We start from the raw sequence: 13595 nt of genomic DNA, 5'->3' as shown, positions 1-13595 counted from the left end.
TTTGTTATCGTTGGCTATGCGGTTTCACTTGCAGGTGTTTCGTTGGCGGGCGTTTCTTGTCCCGTCTTGGCGCGGGCGGTGCGGCTGCCGAGATAGGCGGCGATGACGGCAGGGTTCTTTTGCACTTCGGCGGGCGTGCCGTCGGCGATGACGCGGCCATGGTCGATGACGACGATGCGTTCGCACAGGTTCATCACCAGCCGCATGTCGTGCTCGATCAGGACGACACCGATGCGCCGCTCGGTGCGGACGGCCGAGAGGATGGAAACCAGCTCGCCAGTTTCGACCGCGTTCATGCCGGCGGCGGGCTCGTCGAGCAGCAGGAAGCGCGGTTTCAGCGCCAGCGCCCGCGCCACCTCCAGCCGGCGGCGCTGGCCATAGGCGAGCCCGGCGGCGGGCTGATCGGCAAATTTCTCCAGGCCCATGCGGGAAAGCTCGCGCATTGCCGCCGCCTCGGCACTGGCAAGATCGGGCTCGACCGAGCGGGCGGCGACCACGACATTTTCCAGTACAGTCATTTGCGGGAAGACGCGGATGTTCTGGAAAGTGCGGGCAACGCCGGAGCGGGCGAAGCGGAAAGCCGAGGCCCGCCTCACCGAACCGCCGATCGACACGCTGCCGGCGCTCGGCTCGACGTCGCCGGCCAGCATGTTGAGCAGCGTCGTCTTGCCGGCGCCGTTCGGGCCGATGATGCCGGTGATGCTATCGGTGTCGAAGGCGAGCGTGACGTCGTCGACGGCGACGACGCCGGCATAGCGCCGCGACAGATGATCGGCGGTGAGCCGGTCGCGCTCGGCATGCAGCAGCGGCGCAGCCGGGATAGTCGCGACTTGGCGGGCGGGCCGGCGCAAAAGGTTCAATTCGCGCTCGCCGAACAGGCCAGTCGGCCGCCGCCAGATGACCAGGATCATGGCGATGGCGAGCACGCCCTGGGTCAGGCCGAACAGCACCGGCAGATGCAGGCCGAACACCTCGCCGCCGCCTTCGAAGCGACGCACCACCTCGATAACGACGATGGTGACGACGACGCCGGCAAAGGCGCCGAGCGAGGAGCTCATGCCACCGACGATCAGCATGGCCAGCAAGGTGAAGCCGAGGTCGAAATAGAAGTCGCGCGGCGAAAAGGCGCCAAGGAACTGCGCCATCATGGCGCCCGCGGCCATGGCGGCGACCGCGCCCACCACCCAAGCGGCCAGCCGCGAGGTGCGCTGATCGACGCCGACGGCGGCGGCACCGCGCTCGTCATTGGCGGCGGCGCGGGTGGCAAGGCCGAAGGCAGTCTCGCGGAACAGCCTCGCCACGACCAGCGCCACCGAAGCGACGCCGATAGCGGTCCACAGACCGACCTCGCGCGGCACGCCGTAAAAGGGCTGGCTGCCGCGGGTGATCTCGCGTCCGGCAACCAGTAGCGTGTAGACGATGATCAGCATGGCGAGCGTGGCGATGGAAGCGCTCGATCCGGACAGCCTGAGCAGAGGCGTGCCGGTCAGCAGGCCGATGACGATCGCAAGGATCAGCACGACGGCGAGCGCGGCGAAGAAGGAGAGTTCATAGCCAGCGAGAAACTGCGGCAGGTCGCGCAACGCGGTGCGCTGCAGCGCCGCCGGCATGGTCAGGATGCCGGTGGCATAGGCGCCGAGACCGACAAAGGCGGCGTGGCCGAAGGAGACGATGCCGCTGTTGCCGGAGAATATCTGCAGCCCGAGCACCGCCGTCAGCATGATCGCGGCATAGGTGACGACGCGCTGCATGGCGGCGCCGCCGAAGAAGAAGACAATGAGCCCCGCCAGCAGCAGCACCGCCACCATGCAAAGCGCATCGGCTGAGGCGTTGCGAAACGCGGCCGGCATCAACGACCGCGCCCTGCCCTCGCTCATCGCCGCCGACGCCATCAGGCGGCCTTGAAGCGGCTGGGCGAAAACGGTGCCAGGATCGGCTGGGCGCCTTCGGTGACCAGTCTTGCCACCGCTTCGCCGACCGCCGGGCCGGTCTTGAAGCCGTGGCCCGAGGAGCCGGCCGAAACGAAAAGTCCGTCGATGCCAGGCATGGCGCCGATCACCGGCAGGTCGTCGGGGCTCATGTCGTAAAGCCCGGCATAGCCGGGGCGGATGCCAAGATCGGCCATCGCCGGCACGCGCGTCGCGAAGGTCTCGAGGATCTCGACCGATTCTGATTCCTCGACGCCTTCCATGTAGTCGTCGGGGTTATCGACGAAACGCGGACGGCCTGCGTGCTCATGACGCAAGCCGGTGCCGCCGCCGGCCCAGGTGCCGGCAAGAATGACGCCGTCATTGTCGGGCCGCGCATAGTTACAGGAGATGTCGTCGCACCAAGCGAAAGGCATGACCTGGCGCGCCTTGCCGGCGGCGTCGAGCACGGCCATCGGGTGGCGCTCGACATGCAGAGGCAGATCGAGGCCGACCGTCGCCAGCAGCCGGCGCGTCCATGGCCCGGCGGCGAGCACCACGGCATCGGCCTTCAGCACCGTTCCATCGGCGAGCGCGACGCCGCTGATGCGGTCGCCCTCTTTCACAAGCCGTTCGACGAGGCTGTTCTGCATGATCCTGGCACCGCGTGCCTTGGCGGCGCGGGCAATTGCATTGGTTGCGCCGAAGGCGTCGGCATAGCCGTACTCGGGCTCCCATAGCGCCAGCGCCACATTGTTCAGCGCAAAGCCGGGCGCGGCATTGGCGAAGGCCTGTGGCGACAGCGTCTCGATCAATGCGCCCTCGCCGCGAATGCGTTCGGCGGCGGCCTTCCAGCTCGCTTCATTGTCGTTGCCGCAGACCCACATCATGCCGATCTCGGTGACGAAGGAGCCCTCGCCTGATATCTCCGGCAAGGACACAAGGATCTCGCGGCCACGAATGGCAAGCTGCGACAGTTCCGGCATCAAATAGAAGGCATGCAGCAGCGCCGAGGACTTGCCGGACGGCCCGCCGGCGGGGTGCGTCTGCTCGACAAGCGTCACCTCGACACCGGACGCGGCCAGATGATAGGTCGCGCTCGATCCAACGATACCCGCGCCGACGACGATGACGTCGCTTCCAGTCCGCATGGCTGTTCCCCACAGTCTCTTGGCTGCTTTCCGACAAAGCTAAGACCAGTCGTCCGGTTATGTCAATATCTCTTCATTGTTGACCGAAATTAAAATCTCTGTAATAAACTCGACACAACGAGGCAGGTAAGCCCAACACCGATTTTGGGGAGGCCAATGTCGATACGCGATGTTCTGATGCGCGGGGATTTTGCGCTGACGCCGTCGGAGGAAAAGATCGTCCGGCTGCTTCTGACCGACTATCCGACCTCCGGCCTCGGCACCGCTTCGTCACTGGCCCGGCGTGCCGGCGTCAGCGACCCGACCGTGGTCAGGCTGGTGGTGAAGCTCGGCTATGATGGCTTTCCGGACTTCCAGGCGAAGCTTCTGGCCGAAGTCGAGGCCAGGCTGCATTCACCCCTGCTTATGATGGAAGCCAAGCGGCCGACAGGCGCGGAAGATAGCGCCATCCTCGCCTATCTCGGCTCGGTCGGTGCTGCGCTCGAGAAATCGGTCAGCCTGACGCCGTTGCAGAGTTACGAGCGCGCCGCCCGTTTGCTGATGGAAGCCAAGGGCGAGGCGGTCATGCTCGGCGGCCGTTTCAGCCGCCATATCGCCAGCATGTTCGCCGGCTACATGCTGCAATTCAGGCCGGGTGTGCGCGACCTCGGCACGTTGTCGGCACAGGCCTTCGACACGCTGGCCGATCTTGGCCGCCGCGACGTGCTGGTCGTTTTCGATTATCGCCGCTACCAGTTCGACGTCATCGACTACACCCGGCAGGCGGCGGCGCGCGACGTGCGCATCGTGCTGTTCACCGATCAATGGCTGTCGCCGATCGCCGATCTCGCCGAGGTCACCATCGTCAGCCCGCTGGAAGTCGCCTCCCCATACGACACGCTGGCGCCGGCGATTGCGCAGATGGAGGCGCTGGTCGCCGATATCGTGTCCACGCTAAGCGATGGCGCCCGCGAACGCATCGAAAAGTTGGAGGAGGTGCGGCATGCGAATGCCGTGACCCTCGACAGTGCCGGCCCCGAAGAAACCGGGACACGCAGGATGCCCGGGCCCAAATCAGCCCAACCTAAATCAGTCCAATCCAAATCAGTGAAGCAGGACCAGAAAGCATGACGCAGGCATTGCCAAAACGAAACGAGCCCTTCCGGGCCGGCGAAACCGCGCTGCTTCTGGTCGACATGCAACGTGTTTGGCTGGAGCCCGGCGCCGATCCGGCGCATCCGGAGCGCGGCCCTGACCACTATTTCTACCGGCAGACGGCGTCGCAGACGATCCCCAACCAGGAACGCCTGCTGGCGGCCGCCCGCGCCAATGGCGTCGAGGTGATCCACACCATCATCCAGAGCTTGACGGAAGACGGCCGCGACTGCTCGCTCGACCACAAGCTGACGCCGATCCATATCGCGCCCAGCCGGCCGGAAGGCCTGCCAGTGTCGTCGCTGGCGCCGGTCGGCGACGAGATCATGCTGCCGAAGACGTCGTCTGGCGTCTTCAACTCGACCAACATCGATTATGTCTTGAAGAACCTCGGCGTGCGTTACCTGATCGTTGCCGGCATCATGACCGACCAGTGCGTCGACATGGCGGTGCGCGACGCCGCCGATCGCGGCTACCTCGTCACCTGCGTGTCTGATGCCTGCGCGGCCGCCACGCAGGAGCGCCATGATGGTGCCCTCAAGGCGTTTGGCGGCTATTGCTGGGTCACTGATACCGCCACCATAGCCGCCCGCTTCGAAGCCTTGGGAAAACCTGCATGACATCGACCGTCGAACCGCTCGTTGCCGTCGTCACCACCGATCTCTCCGCCATCACGCGCGGCCGCTCGGTCGTCGAAAGCAAGCTGCAGAAGATCGCCGCCACCGGCGTCGGCTGGCTGCAGGCCAATCTGTCGCTGACGCCGTTCAATTCCATCGTCGATCCCAATCCCTGGGGCTCCTCCGGCGATGTGCGGCTGGTGCCTGACCTCAACGCCCGTTTTCGGACAGTGCTGACCGGATCGGCGACAGCCTTCGATATGGTCGCCGGCAACATCGTCGAACTCGACGGCAGCCCATGGGTCGGCTGCACACGCACCATGCTCATAGATGCGCTGGCGGAGTTGAAGGCCGCAACCGGGCTTTCCGTCGTCGCCGCCTTCGAGCATGAATTCCATATCGCCGACGCCGACTTCGCGCCAGCTCATTCTATGTCGTTCGCCGCGCTACGCCGCGCCGACCCGTTTGCTCCCAATTTGATGGCGGCGCTGGAAGAAGCGGGCGTCGCGCCCGAAGTGGTCATCGCCGAATTCGGCACCGACCAATTCGAGGTGACGCACGAGCCAACCGATGCGCTTGCCGCGGCCGACCGCGCTGTCGCCATCCGAGAAATCACCCGCGAAGTCGCGCGCAGTGCCGGCTGGCGCGCCAGCTTCACGCCGAAAGCCGCTCCCGACGCCGTCGGCAACGGCGTCCACATCCATTTCAGCTTCGTCGATGCGGCCGGCAAGCCGGCGACCTACGACCCAGCACGACCGGGCGGCCTTTCCAGCCAGGCCGGCGCCTTCTGTGCCGGGGTGCTTCGCCATCTGCCTGGTATCACCGCGATGACGGCGGCGAGCGTGTCATCCTACTACCGGCTGAAGCCGCATAGCTGGAGCTCGTCCTACACCTGGCTTGCCGATCGCGACCGTGAGGCGTCCTTGCGCATCTGCCCGACGGTGACGATCGGCGGGCGCGACCCGGCGCGGCAATACAACATCGAATACCGGGCCGCCGACGCCACCGGCAATCCCTATCTGTCACTGGCGGCCATCGTGCGCGCGGGACTGGAAGGGCTGAAAGCAAAGCTGCCGACGCCGCCGCTGGTCACCGGCGACCCGACGCTGATGAGCGAGGCGGAGCGCAAGAAGCTTGGCCTCATACGCCTGCCGGAAACCCTGCCGGCGGCGCTCGACGCGCTCGCCGCCGACAGCACCGTAACCGGATGGTTCGCGCCTGTCTTCATCGAGACCTTCGTCGGCCTCAAGCGGCATGAGACCGAGCGCCTTGCCGGTCTCGATCCGGTGGCTGTCTGCGACCTCTACCGGACGCTTTATTGATGGCTGCGCAGCTTGCAACTGGGTGGCCGGCTGCCGTCGACGTGCTCAACGAAAATGGCCGCTCCGACATCGTGCTGTTGTGCGAGCATGCATCCAACCACATTCCGGCGGAATATGGACAGCTCGGGCTCGATATCAGCCATTTGCAACGTCACATCGCCTGGGATATCGGCGCCGCCGAAGTGACGCGCCGTCTGTCGGTGCTGCTCGATGCGCCTGCCTTCCTCAGCGGCTATTCGCGGCTGCTAATCGATCTCAACCGGCCGCTGGGCACGAGCGGCAGCATTCCTGTGCTCTCCGAAGACACCGACATTCCCGGCAATATCGGGCTCGATCCGTCCGAGCGGGCACGGCGCGCCGAAATCATGTTCGCGCCTTTCCATGACCAGGTGGCCGCCCATCTCGACCGCCGGGCGAAGGACGGCAGGCCGACGCGGATCGCGACGATCCACAGCTTCACGCCGGTCTTCCTCGGGATTTCCCGGCCTTGGCATGCCGGCGTGCTTTACGATCGCGCCGGCGATTTCGGCGAAGCGATCCTCGCCGGCCTAGGTGTCGACGGCGCGCTCAATGTCGGGGCGAACGTGCCTTACGTGATCAGCCGCGACGCCGACTACGCGGTGCCCATCCATGGCGACGATCGCGGTATTCCCGCCGTTCTCATAGAGATCCGGCAGGATCTGTTGTCGAGCCGCTCCGGCATCGAGGCGTGGGCGAACCGTCTGGCCGCCGCCTTGCCCGCGCAGCAGAAGGAGAAGGCGTCATGAGCAATCTGCGCGAGCGCGACGCGGCAACCATCGCCCAAATCGGCAAGCTGCGTTTCTCGCCGCTGAGCGTCGTCGGCGGCCAGGGCAATCGGCTGATCGAGGAAGGCGGCCGCTCGCTGCTCGACCTGTCCGGCTCGGCCGGTCCGGCAATCCTCGGTTACGGCCATCCGGCCATCGTCGCCGCGGTCGAAGCGTCGATCCGCGACATGGCGGGCGCCAGTCTCCTGCTCTACCCGAACGAACCAGCAGTTTCGCTGGCCGAGCGGCTGCTGGCGATCACACCGGGCAACGGCGAACGGCGCGTCTGGTTCGGCCATTCCGGGTCGGACGCCAATGACTGCGCCGTGCGCGTTCTGCAGGCCGCGACAGGCCGCTCGCGCTTCATCTCCTTCATCGGCTCCTATCACGGCAATCTCTCCGGCTCGATGGGCATCAGCGGCCATACCGCCATGACCCACACGCTGCCGAGGCCAGGGGTGCTTTTGCTCCCCTACCCCGATCCGTACCGGCCGCAGTTCAGCGCCGAGGCTGTTCTTGCTCTCCTCGACTACCAGTTCGAGACCACCTGCCCGCCGCATCAGGTGGCTGCCGTATTCATCGAGCCACTGATGTCGGATGGCGGGCTGATCGTGCCGCCGCCCGGCTTCCTCAAAGCGTTGCAAGAGCGTTGCCGCAGGCACGGCATCAGAATAGTCGTCGACGAGGTCAAGGTTGGGCTGGCCCGCAGCGGCATGATGCACTGTTTCCAGCACGAAGGTCTGACGCCCGATCTCGTCGTATTCGGCAAGGGTATCGGCGGCGGCCTGCCGCTTTCGGCCGTTGTCGGCCCGAAGGAGATCATGGATCACGCGCCGGCCTTCGCGCTGCAGACGACCGCCGGCAATCCCGTGGCGACGTCCGCCGGCAACGCTGTGCTGAAAACAATCGACAGCGAAGGCCTGGTCGAACGCTCGGCGCGCGTCGGCACGCTGTTTACAGATGCGCTGCGGGCGCTCGGCGCAAAACACGAGATCATCGGCAACGTGCGCGGGCGTGGCCTTGCCGTCGGTGTCGATCTGGTCAAGGACCGCAAGACACGCGAGCCGGTCGCGGCGACGACGACGGCCAAGATCATCTATCGCGGCTACGAACTGGGTGCGGCCTTCACCTATGTCGGGCTGAAGGCCAATGTGCTCGAATTCATGCCGCCGCTGACGCTGACCGAGCACGAGGTGGCTGAGGGCGTGGCCATCGTCGACCAGGCGATCGCCGACGTGATGGCAGGCAAGGTCTCCGACGCGGACGTCGCTTCCTTCATGATGTGGTAGGCGGGGGCCAGATGAAGGGCGGCGCCCGCCATTGGGAAAAGCTACCCTACCCACTTCTCGTAGTCGGACACCAAGAGGTGCAGCGGCGCGACATCCTCGTCGATGTCTGCGAAGCGGCCGATCGGTTCGCGGAAGACATTGTCGGTAAGATCGTCGTTGACGGTCGACACCTCGCCGATCAGCACATCCTTGCCCTCGGCCCAGAAGGCGTGCCAGACGCCCGGCAGAAGCGTGACGCTCTGGCCTGGGTCGAGCTTCAGGAGCCCGCCCGCCGGCAGCCTGTGGATGGTTCCGTCGACAGGCACCGATACCTCGGCCTTCGGATCAATGCCGCCATCGCGATCATGCATGAACAGTTCCAGCACCAGCCTGCCGCCACCACGGTTGATGATGTCTTCGGCCTTGATGTTGTGGCGGTGCATCGGCGACAGCTGATCCTTGCGCGAGATCATGATCTTTTCGGCATAGAGCATGCCCATGCCCTTCTTCATGTCCTCATAGCGGCCGTTGCGAACGGTGAACAGGAAGAGGCCGAGTTCGTTGAACTTGCCCTGGCCATAATCGGTGATGTCCCAGCCAAGCCGGGAGGAGAAGATGGCCGACGAATCCTGCCGACGCGCCTTCATCTCTTCCGGCGACCAATAGGCGAAGGGCGGCATGATGTAGCCGAACGAGCGGATGAAGGCATCGGCATCGCGGATGATGTCGTTGACGGTTGAACGTTTCATGATCGTGATCCTTCTTCAGGCGGGCCTACAGCGCATAACCGAACACCGCTCCGGTGTCGACGTAAAGCGCATGCTGGCCTCATGACATCCGGGCCGATCAAGGCCATAAGTCCAGGCAAATCCCCAGGGTGATAATCCATGCGCAGCATAGATGACCTCGATACACCGGCAATCCTGATCGACGCCGCCCGCGCCGAAGCCAACATCGCGCGGGCGCAGGCCCATGCCGACCGGCACGGTCTGAAGCTCAGGCCGCACATCAAGACCCACAAACTGCCTTACTGGGCAAAGAAGCAGATCGCAGCGGGTGCGGTTGGCATCACCTGCCAGAAGATCGGTGAGGCCGAGGTGATGGCCGATGCCGGCCTCACCGACATTTTTCTCCCTTACAACATTCTGGGCAAGGCCAAGCTGGAGCGCCTCAAGGCGCTGCACGGCCGTGTGACGCTGTCGGTGACATCAGACAGCATGGAAACGCTCGGGGGTCTCGCCGCCACCTTCACCGATCCAGGCCAGCCGCTACAGGTGCTGGTGGAATGCGATACCGGCATGGGCCGCTGCGGCGTCCAGTCGGCCAGCGAGGCGGTCGCATTGGCCAGAGAGATCGACAAGGCCAAGGGGCTCGCCTTCGGCGGGCTTATGACCTATCCCGCGGCAGGCCGCGCTGCCGAGGCTGAGGCATGGCTCGCCGATGCACGCCAGGCGCTCGCTGCATCCGGTCTTGCCTGCGAACGCATCTCCAGCGGCGGCACGCCGGATATGTGGCGCTCAAGCGAGGCTTCCGTCGTCACCGAGTACCGCCCCGGCACCTACATCTATCTCGACCGCTACCAGGTCGCCAAAGGCGTCGGAAGCCTCGACGATTGCGCGCTGACGGTGCTGTCGACGGTGGTCAGCCATCCGACGCCGACACGGGCCATCCTCGATGCCGGCAGCAAAGCCTTGTCCAGCGACACACTGGGGCTGCCTGATTTCGGCGAATTGCTCGGCGTTCCGGGCGCCACCGTCACCGGCCTCAGCGAGGAGCACGGCAACATCACGCTTTCCGGCGACGCCAGGCTGCGTATCGGCGAGCGCGTGCGCGTCGTGCCCGACCATTGCTGTGTGGTCACCAACCTGTTCGACGAGGTGCATCTGGTCGACGGAGAACGGGTGCTGGAGACGCTGCCGGTGGCGGCACGCGGCCGCATGAGCTGAGATCGAGGCCGTTCGGACCGAACGACCGTTTGGATCAGGGTTGGACAAGCGGACCCAGCGCAGCCCTCAGCGGATCGAGGGCATCGCCGTACAGTTTCCAGCGCTCGACCGAGGACGAATAGATCGGCTGGCGTACCTGCCAGCGGCTCGGCGTGCGCACCGTGCGCTCGGTTTCGTGGAAACGAAGACACGCATCGTCCCATTCGACGGCAAGGAATCCGATCAATCCGCGGGCTTGGGTCTCGAAATCAGCCACCGTTTTTTCGTAGGGCATGTCATGGATGGCAAGCGGCACGACCTTGGCCCAATGGCGCATCAGGCGATCATATTGCCGGTAATACTGCCCAAGCTTGGTCAGATCGGCATTGTAGCCGTGGGTATCGGAGAAATTGTGCATGAAACAGGACGTGCAATTGTCCATCGGGTCACGCCTGCAGTGGACGATGCGGGCATTCGGCAAAATCAGGCTGATGAAAGCCAGCAGCTCGAAATTATGCGGCATCTTGTCGACGACACACGCCGCCTTGCCGTTGCGCTTGTTGAGATGGTCGAGATATTTCGAGCCAAGCTCCCTCGCCTTCGCCGGTGTGAGCGCCGCCATGGCCTTGGCGAAAATCGCCGGATCAAGCTGGTCGAATCCAAGTTCGCCGGCCAATGAACGGATGGTCGGCAGTTCACCGGCACCATGGATATCGTGATGGCTGGCGCATATTTGCTCGGTCAACGTCGTTCCTGAACGTGGCATACCGACAATGAAGACCGGCCGTTCGGACGGATTGCCGAATTTTGGCCGCGCTTCGAAAAAACCGGCGTCGAAAGTCTCGATGAAACTGTCATAGAGCCGCGTGTGCAGGGCAATGTCGAAATCATTGCCGGAGATTGCCTTGGCCCGGGCGAAATGGTGGATAGCCAGGCGATACTCGCGCTGGTCGTTGAGGATTTTTCCGGCGGCGTGATGCAGGATAACCCGCTCGCGATCGGTGGTCATCGGCAGTTCGAGGCGGCCCCGCACCAAAGCCAGAGCTGGATCGCCCTTGACGGCCCGACGCGCGAGCGCCAGCCCGGACAGCGCCTCGACATTCGCCTTGTCGATGGCGATGGCGCGGCCAAAGCATTCGACCGCCTCGGCTTGCCGGCCCATGTCGGTGAGCAACTCGCCCATGCCGACAAGCGCTGTCAGCGACTGGCCGTCGACCGCCAGTGCACGGCGATAGAAACCCTCGGCGATGTCGCCCTCGAGCTGGCTCCGGTAGGATTTGCCGAGATTGCATAAGGCCTCGACAAGCCGCCCGTCGAGCTCGATCGCTTTTTTCAGCTGTTTGCGCGCCTGCTCGATGTTGCCGACCAGGTTGTAGGCGTTGCCGAGATTGTTGCGGAAAATGGCGTTGCCCGGTTCGAGCTTGACCGCACGCTTCATAAAGTCGATGGCCGTCTCAATTCGTTGGGCCTCGATCGCCAGCGTACCCATCAGATTGAGCGCCATGGCATTTTTGGGCTGCCGGCGAAGCACGGTCTGATAGCAGAACTCGGCTTCGCGAAAGCGCTTACGGCGCTGCAGGTCGATACCGCGCTGCAACGTCTCCGGCGCCGACTCGCCGGCGGCCGGGAGAAAGTCCTGGACCATGGCCGGTAGACCGACAGGCTGCCGGCGTGGCAAGAGCGGCATGCTTCACCCCCAATCGCCTGCAACGGCAGTCAGCCTTCAGCAAGAATTCGAAGCAATCAGAATTTGAATGTAACGCCGAGCTGCAGATTGTGGGAATTCAACTTCCCGTCCGAGAATACAGCATCGCCTTCGCGGGAGGAATCGAAGTCGACGGCGGAGACGGCCTTGAACCTGTAGCCGAAATCGAGGTCGATATTCTGCGCCAGCGCGTAAGTGACGCCGGCTCCCACCTGGCCGGCAAAACCCCACCCACCAGATCCGTATCCATATTCGTGACCGCCCCAGGTTGTGTCGGCGGTCACATAGGCGGCGCCGATGCCGCCGCCGACATAGAGCTTGGCATCTCCAAAATGAGCAACGTCGGCCCAGACGTTAGCGAGCAGATAGGTGGCGGACAAATCGCCGTCAGCCGGATACCCGTGAAAGATACCCTCGTCATACGTACTCGCCTTGTATCGCGCATAGGACAGTTCGCCTTCGACGCGGAACACATCGTTGAGCCGCTTACCGACGACGCCGCCGATCACGAAGCCGGTGTCGAAGTCCATCGAAAAGTCATTGTTGTAGGTGTCGGAATGCGTTTTCACGTCATTCGGAAAGCTGGCGCCACCAAACAGTGTGACATACCAGAGATCCTGGGCCGCCGGAACTTCGACCGCCGCGTCGGCGGCATTGGCTGAGTTCCAGCCAAGCGTCAAGGCTATTGCGGAGACACCGGCAAGCAGACGCACTTTCATCGACAAAATCCCCCACGACAATTAACAGGCAAATATAATGCATCACTTCCGGTGCATGGCTTAGCTGTCAACAGTGAAAACGGGGTGGGATCGAGGTTATAGAGATCGCTGTTGCAGCATTGCAACATGCCTACTTCGGCCAGTCACAGACAATGTTGACGGCAGACACGTGGTTGTCGGCGAATTAGAGTGAAATGACGGCCAAGTCAGGCGCCTCTAATGGTGTTTATCGGCCTGCCGGGCCGCAACGCGGCGCATGGAAATGACACGGCGACGTCGGATTTCCGTGCGCATCGCCATCAGATGCAGCGCGAAGAACAGCACGGTAAAACCCAGAGCCATCACCAGCAACGGCCGCAACAGGCTGGGATCGATGGTCGGCCCGCCGAGCCGGAACACCGAAGCCGGCTGATGCAGCGTGTTCCACCAGTCGACCGAGAATTTGATGATCGGGATGTTGATGAAGCCGACCAGGGTGATGATTGCGGCGGCCCAGGCGGCGCGCGCCGCATCGTCGAGTGCCCGCGTCAGCGCGATGATGCCGAGATACATCAGAAACAGCACGAAGACCGAGGTCAGCCGCGCATCCCACACCCACCAGGTGCCCCACATCGGCTTGCCCCAGATCGAACCGGTGATCAGCGCGAGCGCTGTAAAGACGGCGCCGATGGGTGCCGCCGACTTCAGCGCGACATCGGCCAGCGGATGGCGCCATACCAGCGTGCCCAACGCGGAAACCGCCATCAGCGTGAAACACATCATGGCCAGCCAGGCGAAGGGCACATGGATATACATGATGCGCACGGTGATGCCTTGCTGGAAATCCTCCGGCGCCGTGAAGCTCATATAGAGTCCGGCGGTCAGGAGGAGTGTGGCGATGGTCGCCAGCCATGGCACTACCCTGTCGGCCAAACCGACAAAGCGCGTCGGGTTGGCGAAATCCATCCAGCCGCTGAGGCGTGAAGTCAGGTCACTCATGCGGCTTTACATAAACCGGCGACGCGTTTGGGGCAATCGAGCGGTGGTGTCGCAGGCGGGGCTTTCCCTTCTCCCACAGGTGGG

General features: G+C 64.0%; 12 protein-coding genes. 6 read left to right on the top strand and 6 right to left on the bottom strand.

Annotation, left to right across the window (positions count from 1 at the left end):
* Positions 1–14: 14 nt before the first annotated feature.
* Both CIT25_RS17100 and CIT25_RS17095 read right to left on the bottom strand, forming a co-directional pair.
* Positions 15–1877: a branched-chain amino acid ABC transporter ATP-binding protein/permease gene (locus tag CIT25_RS17100; RefSeq protein WP_245329882.1), complete on the bottom strand. Its 1863-nt coding sequence runs from the start codon at positions 1875–1877 to the stop codon at positions 15–17.
* A 14-nt stretch (positions 1878–1891) separates the two neighbouring features.
* A complete protein-coding gene (locus CIT25_RS17095) occupies positions 1892–3058 on the bottom strand; it encodes an NAD(P)/FAD-dependent oxidoreductase (RefSeq protein ID WP_095485713.1) in 1167 nt (388 codons plus the stop codon).
* A gap of 156 nt (positions 3059–3214) precedes the next feature.
* On the opposite strand from CIT25_RS17095, the gene CIT25_RS17090 reads away from it, so the two are divergent.
* Genes CIT25_RS17090 through CIT25_RS17070 form a run of 5 tightly spaced genes read left to right on the top strand, consistent with a single transcriptional unit; the run spans position 3215 to position 8205 of the window.
* A complete protein-coding gene (locus tag CIT25_RS17090; protein ID WP_095485712.1) occupies positions 3215–4168 on the top strand; it encodes a MurR/RpiR family transcriptional regulator in 954 nt (317 codons plus the stop codon).
* The gene (locus CIT25_RS17085; protein WP_095485711.1) at positions 4165–4812 is read left to right on the top strand and encodes a cysteine hydrolase family protein; all 648 of its coding nucleotides are present in this window, start codon (positions 4165–4167) and stop codon (positions 4810–4812) included. The genes CIT25_RS17090 and CIT25_RS17085 overlap by 4 nt, the downstream gene beginning before the upstream one ends.
* The gene (locus CIT25_RS17080; RefSeq protein ID WP_095485710.1) at positions 4809–6131 is read left to right on the top strand and encodes a type I glutamate--ammonia ligase; all 1323 of its coding nucleotides are present in this window, start codon (positions 4809–4811) and stop codon (positions 6129–6131) included. The genes CIT25_RS17085 and CIT25_RS17080 overlap by 4 nt, the downstream gene beginning before the upstream one ends.
* Positions 6131–6898 (top strand): N-formylglutamate amidohydrolase, encoded by a 768-nt coding sequence (locus CIT25_RS17075; RefSeq protein ID WP_095485709.1) that lies wholly within the window; start codon positions 6131–6133, stop codon positions 6896–6898. Before CIT25_RS17080 ends, CIT25_RS17075 begins: the two co-directional genes overlap by 1 nt.
* The gene (locus CIT25_RS17070) at positions 6895–8205 is read left to right on the top strand and encodes an aspartate aminotransferase family protein (RefSeq protein ID WP_095485708.1); all 1311 of its coding nucleotides are present in this window, start codon (positions 6895–6897) and stop codon (positions 8203–8205) included. Before CIT25_RS17075 ends, CIT25_RS17070 begins: the two co-directional genes overlap by 4 nt.
* A 41-nt stretch (positions 8206–8246) precedes the next feature.
* On the opposite strand, the gene CIT25_RS17065 is transcribed toward CIT25_RS17070, so the two are convergent.
* The gene (locus tag CIT25_RS17065; protein ID WP_095485707.1) at positions 8247–8933 is read right to left on the bottom strand and encodes a D-lyxose/D-mannose family sugar isomerase; all 687 of its coding nucleotides are present in this window, start codon (positions 8931–8933) and stop codon (positions 8247–8249) included.
* Positions 8934–9071: 138 nt separating this feature from the next.
* Between CIT25_RS17065 and CIT25_RS17060 the strand changes: the two genes are divergently transcribed.
* Entirely contained in the window at positions 9072–10130 is a 1059-nt protein-coding gene (locus CIT25_RS17060) for a D-TA family PLP-dependent enzyme (RefSeq protein WP_095485706.1), read from the top strand.
* 34 nt (positions 10131–10164) lie between these two features.
* Here the strand turns inward: CIT25_RS17060 and CIT25_RS17055 are convergent, their stop codons facing one another.
* From CIT25_RS17055 to CIT25_RS17045, 3 genes are all read right to left on the bottom strand, one after another.
* On the bottom strand, positions 10165–11796 hold the full coding sequence (locus tag CIT25_RS17055; RefSeq protein WP_095485705.1) for a tetratricopeptide repeat-containing sulfotransferase family protein: 1632 nt from the start codon (positions 11794–11796) through the stop codon (positions 10165–10167).
* A 56-nt stretch (positions 11797–11852) separates the two neighbouring features.
* Complete coding sequence (locus CIT25_RS17050; protein ID WP_095485704.1) at positions 11853–12533, bottom strand: outer membrane protein; 681 nt, start codon at positions 12531–12533, stop codon at positions 11853–11855.
* A gap of 216 nt (positions 12534–12749) precedes the next feature.
* Positions 12750–13511, bottom strand: coding sequence for a heme ABC transporter permease (locus CIT25_RS17045; RefSeq protein WP_095485703.1), 762 nt, complete (start codon positions 13509–13511; stop codon positions 12750–12752).
* Positions 13512–13595: the final 84 nt, after the last annotated feature.

Source organism: Mesorhizobium mediterraneum (genome assembly GCF_002284565.1).
Lineage (GTDB): Bacteria > Pseudomonadota > Alphaproteobacteria > Rhizobiales > Rhizobiaceae > Mesorhizobium > Mesorhizobium mediterraneum.
The sequence above is the reverse complement of the archived record's forward strand: the minus strand, read 5'-3'. Positions and strand labels throughout refer to the sequence as shown.